Origin of the sequence: Peribacillus sp. NPDC076916 (assembly GCF_050269675.1) — a bacterium.
Lineage (GTDB): Bacteria > Bacillota > Bacilli > Bacillales > DSM-1321 > Peribacillus > Peribacillus aracenensis.
The window spans coordinates 86,123-107,556 of sequence record NZ_JBNNIU010000012.1 but is presented as its reverse complement, the minus strand read 5'-3'; the positions used below and the strand labels follow the sequence as shown (position 1 = coordinate 107,556).

Genomic DNA, 21,434 nt, shown 5'->3' with positions numbered 1-21,434 from the left:
AAACAACAAGTTACTATAATTATATTATGGTAACTAAAATTAGCGGTTTATCCTCCTGTCCAAAAAAGGATTCCACCATATGAACTTCACCCCAATTGTTAGAGAACATGTAATAATCGGGGTGAAGTAGAAAATGCTTGCAAGGAATTTGGGTTATTAGTTTGGTTAAAAGGTACTGTTATTCGTTAAATGATCTAGCTCCAAAGGTAAAAAAGCATACTCCCCGTCCTTAATAATCTCACATTTACGAACGGGAATCGGTTGTTTAAAAATAGGCCCATCTATTACTGTTGTATGAAACTCTCCACCTTCTCCACAGGGGTCAATGCCTCGAGCTTCAAGTTCCTTCACGTATTCATGGGTTAAAGTTCGCCCTAAATCATCTTCTCGCATTCCCAATGATAAATTGACGGTTACAATGATCGTTACGAACCCTAGATTCATGAATTCATCGACAGCTTCACGATGGTTCATTTCCCATAAAGGCATTCCAAGCTTCAACCCGGCATTCTTCGTAACCTTATCATGCCAACAGCCATGAGCGGGCATATCCAAGTCTCCAGTTACTAACACTTCTGCTCCTTGATTTTTAGCATTTTCTAAAAGGCGCATAAATACTTTTTCGTAATCAGTCCAACTGGCAGCTGCTGCATATAAGGGCAATCCTATTGATTCAGCTTGGGCATGTATGAGTTCCTGAGGCATTCCATGGGATCTGGAACGTTTTCCTTCTTCCTCCAGCATGACGATCAGTCCTACAGGCTCACCAATCTTTATTGCTTTATATAGAGCTAAGACACTATCCTTTCCACCGCTAAAAGAAGCTATGAACTTATGCCCGTGAGCACTATTTTTCCAATCTTTTAATTCCGCCATTCATATTTTCCCCTTTATTCTAATGACTTTTTTGCCAATTTCATATTTTATAGATGAATTTTCATAACTATATTTGTTTGATTTTATCACGGTTATAGCTTGCAGATAAAATATTAATGTCGGACGGGACAAGATAAGTCATATTGCTAAAGGAGAATCATCTCAAATCCCTAGTGAACAAAGGTGAAATAAAAAGGCATGAGTCCCTGTGGGTGAAGGGGTTCAGGCCTTTAAGACCAGCTAAATAAAGAATCTACTTTTATTACTCATTTCACATAATAGATGCTTTTATCACTTGTAAATTGCAATATATTTTTCCATTTTTCCAGCAGGATAGTACTTTTCAAAATCCAGACTATATTTCTTTTTCTTCTACCAACTGCCATACCTTTTACCAAGATTCCTCCACGGATTGTTCATCTTGAAAACATTTAAACACCACATATTCCTGATCTGGAATGACCAATTTTTCATTCGATGGTGACTATAGCTAAAGTATGATTGCCACGATAGTTACTTTCGTACTGTTGGTATATCCCATATTTCAAATCATTTTCAATATCATGATCATTTGCTTTGCTCCATAGGGATCCGATTTTATCGAAAATTTCCTTATCCGAGAAATTATTAGTCCTTGTTTCGCCAATTATATAGACTTCTTTACTAAATTAATAACAACTCCCTTTTTTGTATAAATTAGGATTTAGTAACAATGATATCATATTGATATATTTTAGGTTTTGTCATTAGTTCCTTGTTTAGAATTTCTGAAATTTAATGGTCTTGGAACAAATACTAAGTTGTTTAATAAAAAAATATAAACGGGTGCCAGAAATTATAAAAGGTCTGTAGAGGATTGTCTTCTAAAGTTTTGTATCCATTATTTTTATAATTGGATACAATATATTTAATTTTCAGTATTGTAATCGCTTTATATAGTTGTTATAGTTAAAATTGTATCCAATATCGAAAGGTGGACGCTGGATTGGATAATGCTAATTCTGGAAGAGATAAATCAACAATCGTTAAAAATGTAACAAAAAGTCTTAGGAAAGCGATTTTGAATGGGACTTTGAAAAAGGGAGAGCGACTCATCCAAGAGGAGTGGGCAGATCGCCTGGAAGTTAGCAGGATGCCCATCCGTGAGGCCCTAACACAGCTTCAACTGGAAGGGTTGGTGGAAATGGTTCCCCATAAAGGAGCAATCGTCACACCGATTACCCGGGATGATATTGAAGAAATTTATCATACTAGGTCTCTGCTTGAAGGCCTTGCAGTAGAAAAATCACTTCCTTACTTAACAAAGGAGGACAAAGAAAAACTAAAGGGAATTTTGATTGAAATGGAAGGAATTCAATTATCTGATGAAACCAATGAGCATTATATCCTTTTGAATGCGGCTTTTCATGAAACCCTCCGAAAAGGATGCCCATGGCCAAGGGTTCAAAAAATGGTAGAAACGCTGGGGATCTCCCCCATTGCGCCGAATTTGCTGATTGATTATTACCCAGAAACGCAACGGGAACACCGGATGATATATGAAGCGGCACTAAGAGGGGATCCTGCAGAACTAAGGGCAGCAGTAGAATTTCACATCTTACGGACTAAGAACAATTTAATTACGTATATGGAGTTGCTGAATACTAAAAATCATCAATAAAAGGAGTGTTAATTGTGTATGATTTCGCAATTGTTGGCGGAGGAATTGTAGGATTATCGACAGGAATGGCACTTTACCAGCGTTTTCCTAATGCTAAAGTGGTAGTCATTGAAAAAGAGGCTGTTGTTGCAGATCATCAAACGGGACATAACAGCGGCGTCATTCATTCAGGAATTTATTATAAACCGGGCAGTTTCAAGGCACGGTTTGCCCGTAAAGGAAGCAAATCAATGACGGAATTCTGCCGGACGCATGGAATTGAACATGATATTTGCGGAAAGGTCATTGTTGCAACAAAGCCAGAAGAGTTGCCCCTTTTAGATGATTTATATTCCCGCGGTTTGCAAAATGAACTGGCAATACAAAGAATCGGTGTGGATGAGTTAAAGGAAATCGAACCACATGTCAATGGGCTTGGTGCGATTCGCGTCCCGCAAGCCGGCATCGTCAATTATCGTCAGGTAAGTGAAAAGATGGCGGATATTATCCGGGGCAACGGCGGTGAAATTAAGCTGAAAACAAAGGTCGAGAAAATTAACGAGGATTTTGATGATGTCATCATCGATACGAACAACGGTTCAATTAAAGCAAAAATGGTCATTAATTGCGCAGGGTTGCACAGTGATCGCATCGCAGCAGCAGCTGGGTATAAAACTGATATGAAAATTGTCCCGTTTCGCGGTGAGTATTTTAAACTGAAGCCTGAAAAACGCTTCCTTGTCAATCATTTGATTTATCCGGTACCTAACCCGAAGTTTCCATTTTTGGGGGTTCATTTTACTCGGATGATTAGCGGTGAAGTAGATGCCGGTCCAAACGCTGTACTAAGTTTCAAACGGGAAGGTTATAAGAAAACGGACTTCAATGCGAAAGATTTAACTGAAGTTTTAAGATATAAAGGTTTTTGGAAGCTGGCCAGTAAATTCATGAAGGAAGGTATGGAGGAATATGTCCGCTCTTTTAGTAAAAAGCAATTTACGAAAAGCCTGCAGGAGTTGATTCCTGAAATTCAAGAAGATGATTTAATCCCTGCACCTGCTGGAGTACGGGCCCAGGCGTTACAGGATGATGGTAATATGGTGGATGATTTTCATATTATAATGGGGAAACGGACCATCCATGTATGTAATTCACCGTCACCTGCAGCAACAGCCTCGATTGAAATCGGAAAAGAGGTTGTTAACCGCATTCCGGAACAAACACACTTATTGGAAGCTGTATTAACAAAATAAAATTCGTTATAGAGAGAGGAAGGCGCCTCATGTTCAATGGTAAAACAATTTTCATTGCAGGTCATGCACGTTTACCTCAAGGGATGGCAGCGAAAAGTGTCTTTGAAACACTGACCATTACTGCAGAAGTCGATGCTAAATATGGGGTCGTCCTGGAAGCTTCCTGTACACTGGCAACAGAGCATGGCAGGGAATTTATTGGGCGTTTATTAAAAGGGATCAGTTTAAATGATGGTGTTGATGACGCGATAGAATCCATCCAATCTTATTATCGGGGAAAAGCAGCTAACGCACTGATTGCTGCCTTGAAAGACCTCGATCTCCATTTTCAGCAAATTAAAGCAGGAGATAAATCGAAACTACAAAGTTAGCAATATAATTTTTCAGAATAATATGTTAAAAGTGTTGACAATTTTACGAAAAAACGTTTTAATGGAATTAAGCCAATATTATGACATTAACACCTTTGGAAAATACCTTTTCAGAATCGTGTAAAGATCATAATGATTGGAAACAGGAAAAATAAATCATACATAAACTGCATATTCGCTGTGACTCTATTTACATAGAGCAGTGAAGTGAATATAAGCCAGTTGTACAGTTCGATTCCTATTTTATTTGGGGATCATGTGCGACTGGCTTTTTATATTTCCCGTTAACTTTGTCACCTAAATTACAAATAACAGGAGGAATTATTCATGAGCATTGCAGAAAAAAAGAGAGCAAAGTTCGAAAGGAAAACAGAAAAATACGAAGTAAAAGTTCACCCTCAATCCAGCCGTTTATATCATATTGAAATTTCAAAAGAGGCAATTGCCGCTTTTTTAGAAACCGTATCGAAGGATAAACAGTCTGTTCAACATCTGGAATATACACCATATGCACGACTCATCGTTGCTTCCTATTTATTGGATCAAGTGGGTGAAGACTTTGGTGAATTGCTTCGGAACATCGTTCATGATCGGGAATCCGGAGGCTTCACACTAGGCTTGGAGGGTGTTACGGAAAATACGGATGAATACGTCATTTTTGCAACGGCCATTTCATACTTGCTGGGAACGCCAAACCATGATGCCATGTCAGGAAAATATTATGCCCGCTTTAGTGTTCAAGACACGGATAGCAGTGATTCGTATTTGCGTCAGGCTTATCGTTTATTTACCCTTCATACGGACGGCACTTTTGTAGATGAACCGACGGATTGGTTAATAATGATGAAGATGATCGAACAAAATGCACGCGGTGGAGAATCACGTTTATTGCACTTAGACGATTGGAAAGAGCTTGATATGTATGTGAATCATCCATTATCCAGCCACAAATTCATGTATAAAGCTCCAAAAAGCAAAAACATTGATCAGGAGATTGAAAGATTGACTTTCTTCAATCATAATAACAAACCTGGTATATGTTATATCGATCAATTCGTTTATCCTGAATCAATCGAACAAGCCAAATACTTACGAGATTTATCCAATTCATTAGAAAGCGATGAAAGTGTGCTTGAGCTGGAACTGCCTGTTGGAGATTTAGTTGTCGTAAATAACATATTCTGGCTTCACGGACGCGCTGCATTTGAAAAGGATCCGAACCTGAACCGTGAATTACTTCGCCAGCGCGGAAGATTCAATCAATAGTTTCATTTTGTAAACCCAAATTTTTATTCATCCCCAAACACCATTTTAAGATAAATTCTTTTCAACCGAAGGGTTGGAAAGCAATTTATCTTTTTTTTAGCTTCAGTTAAAGAGTAATGTTGTAAATGGAAGGGAAAAAGAGGACCTTAAACATCACGCATCTACCTATTATCTTGAACTAACGCTACCAGCGTGTAAAAATTATTTTAATCTATATTCTCTTTAACGCTTCACAATCCACGGCACATTCCAATACATCCTTTATCAAGCTTTTCTCATCAATTTGGAGAGAAAAAACAACATTTTATAACAACAAGTGTCTAATTAATTCGCAAAAGATAATAGCTTATCCAAATGTCTTCAGGCAGAACACATCATGTGTTCGTAGACGAACCTTCTTTTCTGATATACTGATATGGCCAATAAATCGTAGAAAGAGGGGATGGTTTTTTATGGGAATCGCTAATTTTTCTAATTTTACGCAATTTAAGGATTTAATTAATGCTTTACCTGCTGACTATTCAGATAAAATGATACAGAGCGAACAATTTTTGCTTGAAAGAGATGAAAAGAAAAAACTCGAAATCTATTACGCACCTTTCGAATATGTAAATGAACGGGCCAAAGTGGTGATTGTCGGAATCACTCCTGGTTTACATCAAATGAAAAAATCATATTCTACCGTAATTAATGCAAGAGGGCACTTACATAGCGATGAAGAGATCCTGCACGAAGTAAAAAGGAATTCCAGTTTTGAAGGAACGATGAGAAAAAATTTAGTTCACATGTTAGATGAGCTTGGATTACACACATACTTAAACATTTCGTCCACACAGGATCTTTTTAACGAAGCTAGTCACCTCGTTCATACTACCTCTGTTTTAACCTATCCAGTCTTTTATAACGGGAAAAACTACAGTGGAACGACTCCGAACATTTTAAAGACCGAGTTGCTTAAAAAAAATATAATGGAAGGCTTTGCTACCGAAATAGGTACCATTGAACGCCCGCTTATTATTCCTTTAGGCGTTAACGTTTCCAAGGTCTTAAACTATTTAGCGGGTCAAGATTATTTGGATGCCAACAACATGCTTCTGGGATTTCCTCATCCATCTGGAGGAAATGGGCATCGACATAAGCAATTTGCAGCAAATAAAGAGCAAATGAAAATGATGTTACAGCACTATTTTTCAAAAGAAATGACCATTGGTTAAAGAGAAGGGCTATAGGCTCAATGAAGCTATATATAGGTTTTTAAAGATAGGGGATATTTGGTGATTATTTCGTTCATCTAAAAGTGTTAAAAGTAAAATTAACTATTTACTCGTGATATTTTGGAGATTATAATAAGAACAAATGTTCTTTATTATAGGAGGCATTAACATGGATGAACTAGAGGAATTTTTAAAAACACTTACTATTGAAGAGTTAAAAGTTATTTATGAAGAAGTATGTGGACCTGATATTAATAAATAGATGAAAAATAAATGGATAAATATTTTATACGATTAAAGTAACTGAACCATCAACAGTCATGCATGAGAGAAAAACTGTATGTAATGTTGATGATGGTTAATTGTGGCTTCAACAATTTCCTTTAGAGAAAACCATTTCGTATAAACGATGTTTGCTGCGCAAGCAAATATTGTTCAATGGCACATAGATATTTGAGGAAGTTTTGAATTGATGAATTTGTCAAATTCCCACAAGAATGTCCTGCTCGAAAAATTAAAGAATTTATAAATCAAGGACCAATAAAGGTCCTTGATTTTTTTATGAAAGGACCATTTGAAAAAAACTGATCTGGGTATTTTTCAAATCAGTCGATATTCATCATAAAGCCAATAGGTAATGAATTAGAAGTTATGTAAAAAGCGCACCTCTTACATCATAATTTTCTAAATCGATTTCGATTTTTCTATCAAGTGCGAGGTTTGCCAATAGGGAGCCTAAATATGGGCCCATTGTTAAACCGGAAGCCCCAAGACCATTGGCTACGATTATGCCTTCCCAGTCCGGTAAAGGGCCCATGACCGGAAGGAATCCCGGCGTGAATGGGCGAAAACCGACCCTTGCTTCAACAAACGTACTTTCCGTCAAACCGGGGGCGGTTTGCAAGGCTTTGTTGAAAACTTCCTGCAGCCCTCCTGCGGTCATTCGGTTATCGAATACCTCCGTATTTTCATGTGTCGCCCCCGCAACGATTTTATTATTATCGAAAGCCAAAAGATATTGATCACTCGGAGGCATGACTACTGGCCAGTTATTCGTATTTTCATTTGGCGATTCCAGATGAATGATTTGAGCCTTTTGGAAGGTGACTTGAAAATTAACGCCCAGTGGCTTCAGTAATTCCGGTGCCCAAGCGCCAGCACAAACGATCACTTTATCAGCAGGTATGAATTCATCTCCAAATGTTACACCTGTCACTTGTGAACCGTTATATGAAAGTATAGCCTCACCATACAAAAGTTTTGCACCGCTTTTTTGTGATGCCCGCAATAAGGAATCACGAAGTGCGCGTCCATCGACCCGCGCGGCACCACTCACGTGAACGGCTGCATATTCACTGGAAAGAGGCGGGAATAAGGCACGTGTCTCCTCTGCGGAAAGTAAAGTGATTGCCCCAATTTCCGGTGCATCTTCTTTCCTTTTTGCCGCCCGGTTTTTCATGGCATTCAATTTAGCTTCATCTGTATGTAGACTAATGGCCCCGACTTGGGCATAACCTGTCTCTGTTTCTCCGTCCCGTTCAAGTTCTTCAATTAAACCGGGATAAAAAGCCGCCCCATTTTTGGCAAGGAGATACCAAGCTTGATTGCGCCTTTGCGATATCCACGGGCAAACGATTCCTGCAGCTGCAGATGTTGCCTGGCCGACATCTTGACGATCAATAATGATCACTTCAGCCCCATTTTTAGCCAACTGATAGGCAGTTGAAGCTCCCAAAATTCCAGCACCAACTACAATGATTTTTTGCATATTCAACATCTCATTTCTCTCATATGTATAAACTCTTACCACTACTATATCGAAGACACGAATTGATTGCTACAATCGACATTGTAATTTCTTTCACAAAATTATTTTATCTATAGGGAATATGCTATGATTGAAATTGCAAGAGCTTGAAAAGATACTAGGAGGACAAATCATGTTAAAAAAACAAATGGAATCATACATATCAACATCCGTAACCGAAAAAAAGGTTGAGTTGTTTAAAGAAGAAAAGGATTATGTAGAAAAGCATAAATTAATTGCCGATGATATCGTTATAGTGGAAAAAGAAAATGCTTCTCGTTTTACAGATGCTTATATGGAGCGCAGTAATAAAGAGAGCGAAGAATTAATCTCTGAAGAGAACTCTGCATTTTTAGCACAACCTATCGATTATTTGAAAAAAAACAAAGATGAATTCCTTTACTTTGAATCACAATGGTTCGAATTAATCGGCGTTGAGGCACTTTCGTTAGAAGTCGATGATGTTTTCGGTACATATAACGCGATGTTCGGATTGAAATTCCAGAAAAAAATGGGTGAAGTTTTAAAAACGTATCTAACTAAGGAACTTCAAGGAGGAATTGGCTCGTTCAGTTTAATGTTTAATCAGGGCGACGGGCTATGGGACGTGAATTTTGCCTTGGATAACTTAAAAGGGTTTAGAGAAGACATGTCATTACAAGAAGCTTTTAATTTAATCTATCATTTTCTTTTTATCCTTGTTCAAACAATCGAGGAGGATATGTAAAACGAGGTGCCGCCATTAATTTTAATGACGTCAGTTTGTGGACAAAAGGGTTTCGGAATGCTCTCATTCCGAAACCTTTTTGGTTTTTTATTGGGTTTGAAGCAGTAAAAGAGAATATAAATGGATTCATATCTGGGTGTCCTACCTCTGAATACATATCTTCCACCAAGTCATGCATGTAAGATAAAACAAAGTCCGTCTCCAGTTTACAACCAAATGGTTCGATAGCACCAGTTGATCTATAGTAACCCTTTCAAGTGGATCTCGCTGAAGATAGCAACCTTATCACCTGAAGTTTTAATCCATCTATATTTTTAAAAAGACTGTATGCATGAGTTCTTTCTTTTTGTTGAAACGTAGTTGATTGGAACGGAAGGGGCAGACTCACTCGGAAAGCGAGTGCCTGTAGTGTAAATAAACGGTCATATTTTTACACCCACATTAATTTTAATGGCAGTTTTTTATTTCTTGAGTTAACAAATGCCCTAGGCCATGGGTTCTGGATATTGATTAAAGGAACTTGAAAGAATTCGTCGAATTGATTAATGATATACCTTTATTTAATAAACTTAAATGTTTTGTTTTTTGATTTTTTGTTCATGTAAATAAAATTACATCGGAAGGGGAAGTTATAGGTGCTGAATGAATTGGAAGTTACTCAAGTTACCGTTCCAATGCCTTTTAGATTGGATCATGTCCATTGTTTCTTAGCAGAAGGTAAAAAAGGGTGGACAATCATTGATACGGGTTTAAATAACAAAACGACAAAGGATTTATGGAACCCGATTATCAAAAAACACGATATTACCGATATTATCATCACCCATTATCACCCAGACCATTACGGATATGCAGGGGCATTACAACAATTAACCGGTGCGGATGTTTGGATGACACAAGTGGATGAACATGCGGGAACTACATATTGGGAAATGGATTCGCTGAAACTGCTTAAAGATAATTATAAGGCATGTGGAATGGAAGACGAGGTAGCCGCCGCCTTATCCAGTGACGAAAGTGGATTCATGCCCCAAGTAAAACCCTATCCTACCGTAAATCATCATCTTGAAGAAGGAATGAAGCTGCATTTTGGCAAATATGAGTATGAAGTAATTTCCACGCCGGGGCACTCTGATGGCCTGATATCATTATATAATAAGGAAAAAAGTGTCCTTTTCTCGACAGATCATATATTGCCCAGGGTATCTCCAAATATTTCGTATTGGTTTAAAGGTCTTTGCAACCCATTGGAAGAGTTTTTTACTTCTTTGAAAAAAATACAAAAGCTGGACGTTGAATATGTCATCCCTTCCCATGGGAAACCGTTTCAAAATGCCAATAAAAGAATTGTTGAATTGTTGGACCACCATCAGGACAGGCTGCATGTAATTCATGAAAACATGAAAGAGCCGATTTCTGTAAAAAGTGCTTGCCATATCTTATTTGGAAATCTGCCCATTCACGAAACTAGGTTTGCAGTTGGTGAAACACTGGCTCACCTTGAATACCTTCTTTTGAATGACCAATGCATAAAGTTTATACGTGATGGCAAATGGTATTATCAATCCATTTGAAACATTGAACATTGATTCTAGCTCATGTAATATGAGCTTTTCTGCATTAAAAACGCAAATCACACTGTCTTAAATATACGTTAATGAACAGGTTTAAGCGGTTTTGTTTACTAAAAAGGAAAAAATGTTATGATTATTTTTAGATTCTTATGAATATTGAATAGGCGAGAACGTTTACTGAAGACAGGTTGGGAGTTTTGGGATGAAGAACACGTATATGAAAACAGCATCAGGAGTGTGTTTTTATTCACCGTTTCTTTTCCAAGTACGAATATGTATAATACCGGGGAATGAAATTCATTTCAGAACCGGTATTACGTAAAGAGGGACTTGCTCTCGTGATAATCGGTTTCACATCAACAGGATTATTCACCATTTCACAGAGCAAGCTGTGGGCATGACAATGGCCAGTTCCATCAAATTACTGAGTTAATTATAGTTTAGGGGCGCTCATTTCTGTATTGGTTTTATCCGTATTATTAAAAAAGATCGTCCGGCCAATAACGGTTATCATCGTTTCCATCACGGCATTTTTCATCGGACTTTCCACTGTGGGGGTTTTTCAATTAGCCATTACGATTATGACGGAATTGTTCTGGAGAAAAAAAGGAGCAGTGACCGGGATCGTGGCAACAGCTGCAGGATTGGCTTCTATAGTCATGCCGCTTGTAACGGATTGGATGTCGAAAAGCGGGAATATATCAATCAACTTCATATTTGATGCATTCCTGTCCATAACTGGTTTTATAGCTGCAGTTTATGTTTATTATCGCTATGGAAAGCTGATGGTTAAGGGGAAAGTCCAGACAGGGGACACTCGTTTACATGCCTGATACATTTTGGATCTTCACTTATTGATAAAGTGAAAAACCACCGCCCATCAAACATGGGCGGTGGTTTTTCATTGCCTGGCACCTATTTGTCCCTTTACTTCTTTCATGATATCTTCAAGGGATGTGACAATTCCTATATCATCCTTATAACTAATGTGCTTAGGCTGAAAATGGATAGGTGAATCCAAACCAGCAGCGGCTGAAATTCGATATAATCCTTTTCTAAGGGTAACAAGAAAATTGACCACACGGTATTTCTTTTCATCGATGACAAGTGCCTTTTGCAATTCCGGATCAGTGGTTGCTACCCCGACAGGACAAGCATTTGATTGACATTTCATCGTCTGAATACAACCTATAGCAATCATGAAACCACGTGCTATATTAACAAGGTCAGCTCCCATGGCTAGGGCAATGGCGATTCTATCAGGCGTGAACAATTTACCGGAGGCGATGATTTTAACCCGATCTCGGACGCCGTATTTTTCCAATGTCGATACTAAAATCGGCAATGCGGATTTTAGCGGCAACCCTACGCTATCGATCAATTCCTGATAAGAAGCACCCGTGCCGCCTTCACCGCCATCCAATGTAATGAAATCGGGACCTTGCCCGGTTTCTTTCATATAGCTAGCAAGCTCTTCGACACTGTCATTGCCGCCGATGACCATTTTGATGCCGACCGGAATGCCTGTATGTTCCCTGATTCTTTCAATAAAATCGCACATGGATTTTACGTCATTAAATTGATGAAACCGATTTGGACTATCGATCGCTTTGTATGGTACGACCTTACGGATCTCAGCGATTTCAGGATTCACTTTTTCAGCATCGATATGCCCTCCGCGAGTTTTGGCACCTTGAGCCAATTTGACTTCAAATGCTTTGATTTCCGGTATTTCACTTTTTCTTTTTAATTCATCCCAATCCATTTCGCCCTTACTATCACGGACCCCAAACATGGCCGGTCCGATTTGCATGATTATATCGACACCGCCGGTTAAATGATAAGGAGAAAGTCCGCCTTCCCCTGTATTCATCCATGTGCCTTTTGCTGCAGCTAATCCCTCAGAAAGGGCAGTGATTGCGTTCTTCCCCAAAGAACCATAACTCATGGCGGACATGCCGATAAGACCTTTTAATCGAAAGGGATGCTTAGTGTTTGGGCCGATGATCACAGAATCTTCATCATCCAATAAGAATGCAGAGGACACTTCATCTCCCCATTTTTCTTCTCGCTGTGAGAAAAGCGGGTCTTTCATTAGAATGTATCTTTTAGTCATCACTTTTGTTTCTCGATCGTATTTTTCTTCTTCGGCCAATTTTGGGAACATGCTATTCTTAACAAAGAAGCCTTCTTCATCAAAATCCCGTTTTGAACCAAAACCTATTACATCCCGTAAATATTTTGAACTTTTCACCATATGTTCATAGTCATCCCGGGAAAAGGGTTTTCCTTCGTTATCACTGTTAAACCAATATTGCCGCAATTCAGGCCCGATTTTTTCCAGAAAGTAACGTATTCTCCCGAGCACGGGGTAATTTCTTAAAATTGCATGATGCTTCTGCGTGCGGTCAAAGAAAATCATATAAAGTATTAGGAAAACCAAGACGATGATAACGATGAAAATAACGGTAAATCCAAGGATAATTAAAAGATTTGCGATGCCACTCATTCAAATTCCCTCCTGATATGCAAAAAAATCATGTATTGTTAATCTACTCGGTAATTCGATCAATTATACAAATTTCCAATGCAAGAATTTAATAGGGATAGAATGAGTTAATTTAAATAATCGTCTTGATCTTACTTTATCTTTAGTTTCTCCTTTCCGTCTTAACTAAATGACTACCTGCAAAGTTATGGCATCATGAGATCCTCTGGTTTATGTTAATTTCCTTGATTATTTTAAATCGGTATATAAGGGGATTACGATGGATATACATTCTTTTTGCAAGTACCCGGATATTTTTAAAAATTGTTGCAGTGCCTCGACCGACTTTTCAGATAATCTGCCTAGGATTATTTCCAGAAATTGCCGTTTCGTCCGATCATCCTCCTTTCCAGCAGTGCCTTTTTGCTTCACCTAGTAAAAGTGCTGATTCAGCTTCCCGGAAAGAGTGACATTTATAATACCGTTTCCACAAAAAAGCCCCAACCGTTTCGAAAACAAAATGCTTTTAATTGTTTGATGATTGTATCCAGTCTTTGGTCGATACTATTTTCAGCAAACGCAGTATGGAGAAAGAGAAACCGATTCACATTCAGGAACCCAACAAGGGTATGTTGAGTACCAAAAACAGTTTCCGTCATTTGAATCGGCTCACTCTTATTTAACGGATTTAATTTCGTTTCCATCACCCCCATCAAACAAGCAATGACTTATAATGAAAAAGGGGATGGTCGTTAGCTTAACCCTTTAGCAATCTTATACTTTAGGTAGGTGGGGAAATAACAGAATACATTCTGATATAACAAAAACAAACAACATGTCATACTAATTTTCGTTTAGAATGACCGGTGATCAAAATATTTCAAAAGATTATAATTAAAAAGATATTCAAAGGGGGCCTGAGCATGAAAATTGTTATTGCACCAGATTCCTATAAAGGAAGTTTGTCAGCATTAGAAGCTTCCAAAGCTATCGAACGAGGGGTCAGGAAGGCACTGCCGGATGCGAAGACAGAATTGGTTCCTGTAGCGGATGGCGGGGAAGGTACGATGGATAGCCTTGTTGCAGCTACGAATGGTCGAAAAGTTGAAGTGACCGTTAAAGGACCTTTACTTGAAGACGTTCAGGCAGCATATGGGATCTTGGGTGATCAGGAAACATGCGTGATTGAAATGGCCAGTGCATCCGGACTGTGCCTAGTCGATCCAGATGAGTTGAACCCATTGATCACTACTACATACGGAACAGGGGAGCTTATTCAAAAAGCATTGAATGATGGCTGTCGAAAGTTCATTTTAGCGGTAGGTGGAAGCGCTACCAATGATGCAGGTGTTGGAATGCTCCTGGCTTTGGGAATGAGGGTGCTTGATGAAGATGGTAAACCGCTAGGATTCGGGGGCGCAGAATTATCACGGATATCAGAAATTAATACGGAAGATTTTGATTCCAGAATTGCAGATTCCAAGTTCTTGATTGCCTCGGATGTCCAGAATCCGTTAGTCGGTCCGGATGGGGCATCAAGTGTATTCGGACCTCAAAAAGGTGCCACTCCTGCCATGGTTGAATTGCTTGATAAAGCTTTATCATCATGGGCTGATTTAGTGGAAATCAAGACAGGCATACACTTGCATGATAAAGCGGGTGCGGGTGCTGCAGGTGGAATCGGAGGTGCATTTCAAGCCTTTTTTCCAGCGGAAACAAAAAGGGGCATCGATATTGTGTTGGAGCATACGAAAATGGGTGAAAAATTGTCCGATGCTGATTGTGTCTTTACCGGGGAGGGCCAAATCGATTACCAGACAGCTTCAGGCAAAACACCAATGGGAGTTGCACAAGAAGCCAAAAAGTACGGTATTCCAGTATTTGTTTTAGCTGGATCGATCGGAACGGGTATTGAAGTTTTATATGACCATGGAGTAACTAGTATTCATAGTTTAGTGAACGCTCCTATGCCTTTAAAGGAAGCTATGGATAGAGGAGCTGAATTGTTGGAAATTTCAGCCGAACAAGTAATGCGGACTTTTTTGGGAGCGATTAAAAATAGCAGGGAGGTTAATTGTTTTCTAAAAGAGCTTAAAGATATAAAGAAAGGGAACTAAATGAAGAAGATCTTGAAACGATTAGATACTTTTTGAATGGTTCGAAATAAATGATTAGCTTAAGAGGTCAGTCCTCAAGGTTTATAAGAATTCTTTTTAGTTAACTGTGGCTTTTTATAAAATTGGTGACGATGCCTTTCCTAGTGAACAAACGGGTACGTTAGCTGTAGTTCGGAGCTGTCTTTAAGGCAGCTTTTTCTTTTTGCAACTATCGGGGCAGATTATTTCAAAGAACTGAAAAGGCGTGAAGGTGAATGAGTATAGTAAATGAACTAGCTTTGCTAATCAAATGCTAATTGAATTCCTATTTTAAACACCCTTTCAAAATTCAGTGTAATTGATTTAAGACAGGTACTACCCTATTTATTTAATTACTGACGAACAAAACATACAATACACAATAGTATAGGTGTACATATGAAAATAAGAAGAAGTATGTTAATTATTCAAATTGACAAGCTTGAAAGCTGAGAAAATTCTATTGGGATAAATTATGAATCGATGCTTAAACTAACTCAAAAAAGGAGTGAAACTTATGACCCAAACAAAGTTTGATTCGAAGGTTCTTTCAGTTATAGAAGATAAAATCCGGTTAATTAAAATAGATAAAAAGGCCATTTATTTAGTTGGTCCCATTCGGCTACCAGTTAACTTATATGGGGAGACGGTAGTGTTCAATTGGTATTGTTGGCTAAATTGTGATGAGGTAACAGAAAACTATGAGAGAATTATTGAGAAATTATCTTCTGTTAATTTAGCTGAATTGCAGCAATCAAGTGTGTTAGTATATGGTGACTTTTCATATAGTGATGATGCCATTATCAGGATGCATTCCATTTGTCATACAGGAGACATTTTTGGCAGTAAGCGATGCGACTGCGGTTATCAATTGAAAAAATCCATGAAAATGATAGTAGAGCACGGTACGGGTGCGTTGTTTTATCTAGCCAATCATGAAGGAAGAGGAATTGGCCTCTTTAGTAAGGCACTGGCATATATCCTTCAGGAAAATGGCTATGATACAGTTGATGCTAATAAAAAACTGGGTTTTGTTGATGATTCCAGAAACTATAATGACGCGATATTAGTATTGAAAGCACTAAGATCCAAACCGGTTACACTTATAACCAATAACCCAAAAAAGTTGGAAGCATTGAAAAACGCTGGTTTGGAGGTTGCAGGTAGAAAGCCTTTATGGGGAGATATTTCGGAGTTTAATGAGAATTATCTCCAGACAAAGATAAAACGTTCAGGCCATTTAGAGGAAGAGAGGATTTGTCCAAATGACTAATCTCATCCTGCTACGCCTATAATTGATCTGGGCTTATATCCTAAATCATATAGAAAAAATAATATACTTCATTGACTTTATTAATGTAGATTGTTTTATTTGGAAAGCTAGACATGACCGCTATTTCTGAAGCACTTTTTTGGCAGCTTTTATGTGCTTTATTGTCCGTAAGTATGGGACAGTGCAAATGACTGGTGTATACGGGGGTAACTATAATCTATATCCATTAGGCGCATTTTGGGTAAGGAATATTAATCTTAAAATGGGACAAGCTCCAGTCATTCATTTAATGCCAGAATTGTTTAAAAAAATAACAAATAACGAATTTGACCCAAGGGAAATTATCACACACAAAATGTCCCTTGAAGACGCATGTCATGGTTATCAAATTTTTAATAATCGTGAGGATGATTGTATAAAAGTCGTTCTAAAACCATGATCCTCTGGAAGCATGGAATTACAAAGAGTATGTCTCTGTTATGTATGATAACGCTGTTATGGAAATTTTTTTAATATCATGAAATCAGAACTGTCTTAAGGCAGTTTTTTCTTTAGGAACTAAAGGGGCCGTTTAGTTGAATTAAAAATATTTAAATAGAACAAATGCGATTCTTAGATTGATGGATCGCCTTTTTTGCGTGATAACTTTAAGAATACTGAATGTTATTTATTCTGGACAGGCGTTATATTTTCCAAAGAAAAAAACATTCTGTTGTTTCAAAAATTGGATGGAGTGTACAAAAATAGAATATTTTCATCTTGAATTATTATATTTTTGTTACTATAATAACATGGAAAGTACGCGAATTGAATATTGAATGCGAAATGAATACTTTCTTTGAAAAACATATTGATAGGGGAGTCATTATCTTTGAAAAAATTAATGTTGATTACGACTGGTGGAACAGTAGCTTCACTTGAAGGAGAAAACGGACTTGCGCCTGAACTGCATGCCGATGATTTATTAAGTTACATACCTGAATTAAATGTACGTTGCCGTATTGATACGAGGGAGTTAATGAACATTGATAGCACCAACATGCAACCAGAGTTTTGGATAGACTTGGCGAATGTTATTTACGAACACTACGGTCTGTACGATGGCTTCATTATTACGCATGGCACCGATACAATGGCTTACACCTCAGCTGCACTTTCTTATATGTTACAAGATGCATCAAAACCGATTGTGATTACAGGTTCGCAAATCCCTATTTCGTATAGTAAAACAGATGCAAAACGAAACATTTCAGATGCCATTCGTTTTGCTTGTGAAGAAATAGGTGGGGTATATATTGTATTTGACGGCAAAGTCATTCAAGGGACAAGAGCGATTAAACTTAGAACGAAAAGCTATGATGCCTTTGAAAGTATTAATTATCCGTATGTAGCATCGATACATGATGACCATATTGAATATAATAAATCCATTCAAATCCCTAAAAAGAAACACATTCAATTAGATACGTCACTTTGTACAGATGTGGCGGTTGTGAAATTACATCCTGGGATAAAACCAGAATTTTTTGACTGCCTAAAAGGTTTGTATAAAGGAGTGGTTGTGGAAAGCTATGGAAGTGGTGGTGTTCCTTTTCAAGTGCGCAACATTTTAGCGAAATTAATTGAATTAACAGAGCACGGTGTATCGGTTGTCATTACGACTCAATGTCTAGAAGAAGGAGAAGACATGGGTATATATGAAGTTGGTCGGAAAATTGACCATGATCGTGTAGTACGTTCTAAAAATATGAACACAGAAGCAATCGTACCGAAATTAATGTGGGTGCTAGGAAAAACAACAGATCCCAAAAAGGTAAAAGAAATGATGGAAACAACAATTGCAGCAGATATTTCATTATATTTTTGAAATCCTGCTAATTAGTCTATCAACTCAAATATTTAGGGGCTATAAACTCCTGACTTTGGACAGACTTCATCAGTTGATGAAGTTAATCTTTTTTTACAGTGAAAAAACAAGTACCAGTGAGGGAACTGCAGCAATTGCTTGATATGCTAGTTCCTTGATAATAAGGGTCATACTTGTTTCATATTAATGAAGGAAAACGAGAGGCGTGAAACGCTTCTCGTTTTTATGCTTTAAATATATATATTTTCATTTTTATGGTGTTGTTAGAACTAAAATAGTGTATGATGCATAGTATAAGGTATGGTGTACGTCACATAGTATAGAGAAGAGGTGATTGGATGAGCACTTTACTGAATTCATTAACCACTGAGTTGCGCAGAGGCACTTTGACGTTAGCTGTTCTAAGTCAGCTCAAAACCCCTCAGTATGGGTACTCGCTTGTCCAGCGTTTAGAGAAGTCGGGAATTACCATTGATCAAAGTACTTTATATCCTTTGCTTCGCCGCCTGGAAAAACAAGAATTGGTCACCAGCAGCTGGGATACTTCTGAAAGTAGACCGCGCAAGTACTATTCTTTAAGCGATTATGGGGGAGAAATATTCACTCAGTTAAAGGAAGAATGGGAAAAAACTTCTCAAGAGCTTTATATATTATTAAAAGGAGAGGGAGAAGATGGAGCTGATTGAACTTTATATTCAGGAAGTGACCCGCAGGCTGCCAGAAAAAAGCCGGGAGGATATTGCTCTTGAGCTTCAATCTACAATCGAAGATATGCTTCCGGTGGATCATACGGAGCAAGACGTGAAAGCCGTTCTTTTAAAATTAGGAGATCCTGTTACACTGGCAAGTCGTTATCGCGATCGGCCGATGCATCTGATTGGACCGCGTTATTTTGATGTTTATATCTGTCTGTTGAAAATGATTTTACCAATCGCTGCAGTCATTTCATTGATCGGATTAATAGGGGATAACCCTTTTCGAGATATGGAGAATACGGTTGTGGACGCAATTTTAATAATAATCGGGAAAGGTATTGCGGGTATCATCAGTACGGGTATCCAAGTGTTTTTCTGGTTAACGATTTCATTTGCCATTTTAGAACGCGTGGATAAGTCAAAAGACCAGTCGCCTTTAACAAAAGACTTGAAACCATGGACACCGGAAAACCTAAAAGATATTCCGAACATTTCCAAGAAAAAAGCGGTTCCTATGATCGAGATTTTTGCGAGTTTGTTAGGTCTTTCTGTCTTCGCGGCCCTTTATTTCAATGCAACAAACCTCTTAGGAGTCTATGAAAAAAGAAATGGCAGTCTCATTTTCGTGACACCTTCTTTCAATCAAGAAGTATTGAATTCCTATTGGCTGCTGGTTTCAGGCGTTGTCATCATTGGGGTGATCTTGGCGATTTATAAATTATTTTTAAGGCGATGGACCCTGAAACTAGCTTTATTTCATGCCATATACCAACTGTTATCCACTCTGACTTTCATCATCATCATCAGTAATCCTGATTTATTGAACCCGGAATTCATTACGTACCAAAGAACACTATTTTCAATCGATGAATGGAAAACCTCGATCTACTGGGGTCTCATACTCATCTCCATCTTTTTTGCCGTCTACGATTCCTATCAAGGCTTCCGTAAGGCAAAAATCCGTTAAGGCACAGCATCCAGCTGTGTTTTTTGTTTGAAAGTTCCTTGAAGTGAAAAGTGAGCTTATAACAAGTCTGTAAGATTATTATTTCTCAATTTACAACTGAAAACAGAAAAACACCTCATATGAAATATAGTTTTTAACTAACTATACAGCATATGAGGTGTTACATTTTTTTATTGAACTGCATCGAACTGATTAACTTTCCAAGTGGATCCGGACTTATAAAAGGTAACCGTTCTTTTTACTGAGTCACCGTCGACTGTAGGTACAGTTAAATTGTAGGATCTAACATTAGTTTTTTGATAGATCAATTTAATTTTTGCTTTTCTCCACTCTAACATGCTGTCGCCGTCTCCGATTGGACGGGCTAATTTCCCTTTATGTGTAATATAGCTATATTTGTTCAGCCCTTTTTCAACTGCATTATTAGTAAATGTCTCTGCTAAGTAGGTAGTCAATTTATCTTTTGTATTAAACTCTTGGCAAAGGTATGAATACTCTGTCCCTTTATAATTGAAAGATTTTTGTGAACATGAACGGGCTTTGTAACCATGTAAAGCATTCCAAAAATGTTTGCTGGCATTATCGGCTATTTTTAATGCATTTGCGTCAGACAAATTCTGTGATGTCGTTTTAGCGGTAACCTGACCACTTAATGTGAAAAATAAAATGATAATGGATAATAGCACACCTGAAAATTTTTTCATATTATATCTCCCCAATCCCTAATAGGATACTTATGTAACGAAAGTGTAATTAACATTACAATTGTTACATTTATATTACAACATGATCGGCATAAGTAAAAGAGAAATCTTGTTAATTTTTAAATAAAATTTTTATATATACATAGTTTGTTCACTTTATTCTTTTTGAAATCCCATTTGTAAGGAAAGGACTTGGCTGTTACATACTTATTCCACCAACTGGCCTATTTAAAACCCAGCAGTGAATTTTTTTTCCAATAGCGGGACAAGTTAATCCATTATATTTTCATTAATATCAAGATATGTACAAAGAATCCGAATTTCCCGGGCAGAGCCCGAAAGTAATAAAATATAAAGATTTGACAAACTTTCTAGTCCTACCGTATTATAAATTATATACTTGAATACATTCTCCAAAGGGGAGTAGCTTTTACAACAATGTCGTCATTACGGAGCTTTTTGCTCTCGGTGTTGTTGGCAGCATATTGTTGTTAGCCAGACCTTACCTATTGGTAAAGGTCTATTTATTTTTTTAGTAAACCTTTACCAAAATGGTAAAGGTTTTTTTTGTGCAGGAT

17 protein-coding genes and 2 pseudogenes are annotated in these 21,434 nt (G+C 37.8%); 14 read left to right on the top strand and 5 right to left on the bottom strand.

Annotated features, from left to right (window positions below; all coding sequences use genetic code 11):
• Positions 1–165: 165 nt before the first annotated feature.
• Positions 166–876 carry a diphthine--ammonia ligase gene (locus ACQKFG_RS23535; RefSeq protein ID WP_349728425.1) on the bottom strand — a complete coding sequence of 237 codons (711 nt, stop codon included), beginning with the start codon at positions 874–876 and terminating at the stop codon, positions 166–168.
• Between the two features lie 985 nt (positions 877–1,861).
• On the opposite strand from ACQKFG_RS23535, the gene ACQKFG_RS23530 reads away from it, so the two are divergent.
• The 5 genes from ACQKFG_RS23530 to ACQKFG_RS23510 all read left to right on the top strand — a co-directional run bounded on the left by ACQKFG_RS23530 (position 1,862) and on the right by ACQKFG_RS23510 (position 6,619).
• Positions 1,862–2,536, top strand: a complete 675-nt coding sequence (locus ACQKFG_RS23530; protein WP_141992068.1) for a GntR family transcriptional regulator — start codon at positions 1,862–1,864, stop codon at positions 2,534–2,536.
• 14 nt (positions 2,537–2,550) lie between these two features.
• Positions 2,551–3,768, top strand: a complete 1,218-nt coding sequence (gene lhgO / locus ACQKFG_RS23525) for an L-2-hydroxyglutarate oxidase (protein WP_427563349.1) — start codon at positions 2,551–2,553, stop codon at positions 3,766–3,768.
• Between the two features lie 29 nt (positions 3,769–3,797).
• A complete protein-coding gene (locus ACQKFG_RS23520) occupies positions 3,798–4,139 on the top strand; it encodes a DUF3870 domain-containing protein (RefSeq protein WP_192204870.1) in 342 nt (113 codons plus the stop codon).
• 327 nt (positions 4,140–4,466) lie between these two features.
• Positions 4,467–5,405, top strand: a complete 939-nt coding sequence (gene glaH, locus ACQKFG_RS23515; protein ID WP_427563346.1) for a glutarate dioxygenase GlaH — start codon at positions 4,467–4,469, stop codon at positions 5,403–5,405.
• Between the two features lie 452 nt (positions 5,406–5,857).
• On the top strand, positions 5,858–6,619 hold the full coding sequence (locus ACQKFG_RS23510) for a uracil-DNA glycosylase family protein (RefSeq protein ID WP_427563344.1): 762 nt from the start codon (positions 5,858–5,860) through the stop codon (positions 6,617–6,619).
• Between the two features lie 649 nt (positions 6,620–7,268).
• Here the strand turns inward: ACQKFG_RS23510 and ACQKFG_RS23505 are convergent.
• Positions 7,269–8,387, bottom strand: coding sequence for an NAD(P)/FAD-dependent oxidoreductase (locus tag ACQKFG_RS23505; RefSeq protein ID WP_427563342.1), 1,119 nt, complete (start codon positions 8,385–8,387; stop codon positions 7,269–7,271).
• A 172-nt stretch (positions 8,388–8,559) separates the two neighbouring features.
• On the opposite strand from ACQKFG_RS23505, the gene ACQKFG_RS23500 reads away from it, so the two are divergent.
• The 3 genes and pseudogenes from ACQKFG_RS23500 to ACQKFG_RS23490 all read left to right on the top strand — a co-directional run.
• Positions 8,560–9,153, top strand: a complete 594-nt coding sequence (locus ACQKFG_RS23500; protein WP_427563340.1) for a branched-chain amino acid aminotransferase — start codon at positions 8,560–8,562, stop codon at positions 9,151–9,153.
• A gap of 635 nt (positions 9,154–9,788) precedes the next feature.
• The gene (locus ACQKFG_RS23495; RefSeq protein WP_427563338.1) at positions 9,789–10,727 is read left to right on the top strand and encodes an MBL fold metallo-hydrolase; all 939 of its coding nucleotides are present in this window, start codon (positions 9,789–9,791) and stop codon (positions 10,725–10,727) included.
• Positions 10,728–11,032: 305 nt separating this feature from the next.
• Positions 11,033–11,560: pseudogene (locus tag ACQKFG_RS23490) on the top strand (MFS transporter); the annotation flags it as partial.
• A gap of 68 nt (positions 11,561–11,628) precedes the next feature.
• Here the strand turns inward: ACQKFG_RS23490 and ACQKFG_RS23485 are convergent.
• Entirely contained in the window at positions 11,629–13,236 is a 1,608-nt protein-coding gene (locus tag ACQKFG_RS23485; protein ID WP_427563336.1) for an FMN-binding glutamate synthase family protein, read from the bottom strand.
• Positions 13,237–13,688: 452 nt separating this feature from the next.
• Positions 13,689–13,919: a hypothetical protein gene (locus tag ACQKFG_RS23480; RefSeq protein WP_427563334.1), complete on the bottom strand. Its 231-nt coding sequence runs from the start codon at positions 13,917–13,919 to the stop codon at positions 13,689–13,691.
• 219 nt (positions 13,920–14,138) lie between these two features.
• On the opposite strand from ACQKFG_RS23480, the gene ACQKFG_RS23475 reads away from it, so the two are divergent.
• The 6 genes and pseudogenes from ACQKFG_RS23475 (at position 14,139) to ACQKFG_RS23450 (ending at position 20,152) form a co-directional block, all read left to right on the top strand.
• The gene (locus tag ACQKFG_RS23475) at positions 14,139–15,332 is read left to right on the top strand and encodes a glycerate kinase (protein ID WP_427563332.1); all 1,194 of its coding nucleotides are present in this window, start codon (positions 14,139–14,141) and stop codon (positions 15,330–15,332) included.
• 535 nt (positions 15,333–15,867) lie between these two features.
• On the top strand, positions 15,868–16,623 hold the full coding sequence (locus ACQKFG_RS23470; protein ID WP_387598694.1) for a GTP cyclohydrolase II: 756 nt from the start codon (positions 15,868–15,870) through the stop codon (positions 16,621–16,623).
• A 163-nt stretch (positions 16,624–16,786) separates the two neighbouring features.
• Positions 16,787–17,062 (top strand): annotated as a pseudogene (locus ACQKFG_RS23465) (glutathione-dependent formaldehyde dehydrogenase); the annotation flags it as partial.
• Positions 17,063–17,494: 432 nt separating this feature from the next.
• Positions 17,495–18,490 (top strand): asparaginase, encoded by a 996-nt coding sequence (locus ACQKFG_RS23460; protein ID WP_427563330.1) that lies wholly within the window; start codon positions 17,495–17,497, stop codon positions 18,488–18,490.
• Between the two features lie 338 nt (positions 18,491–18,828).
• The gene (locus tag ACQKFG_RS23455; RefSeq protein WP_034306796.1) at positions 18,829–19,176 is read left to right on the top strand and encodes a PadR family transcriptional regulator; all 348 of its coding nucleotides are present in this window, start codon (positions 18,829–18,831) and stop codon (positions 19,174–19,176) included.
• Positions 19,163–20,152: an HAAS signaling domain-containing protein gene (locus ACQKFG_RS23450; RefSeq protein WP_427563328.1), complete on the top strand. Its 990-nt coding sequence runs from the start codon at positions 19,163–19,165 to the stop codon at positions 20,150–20,152. Before ACQKFG_RS23455 ends, ACQKFG_RS23450 begins: the two co-directional genes overlap by 14 nt.
• Positions 20,153–20,322: 170 nt before the next feature.
• Here the strand turns inward: ACQKFG_RS23450 and ACQKFG_RS23445 are convergent, their stop codons facing one another.
• Complete coding sequence (locus ACQKFG_RS23445; RefSeq protein WP_427563326.1) at positions 20,323–20,856, bottom strand: IseA DL-endopeptidase inhibitor family protein; 534 nt, start codon at positions 20,854–20,856, stop codon at positions 20,323–20,325.
• Between the last annotated feature and the right edge of the window lie 578 nt (positions 20,857–21,434).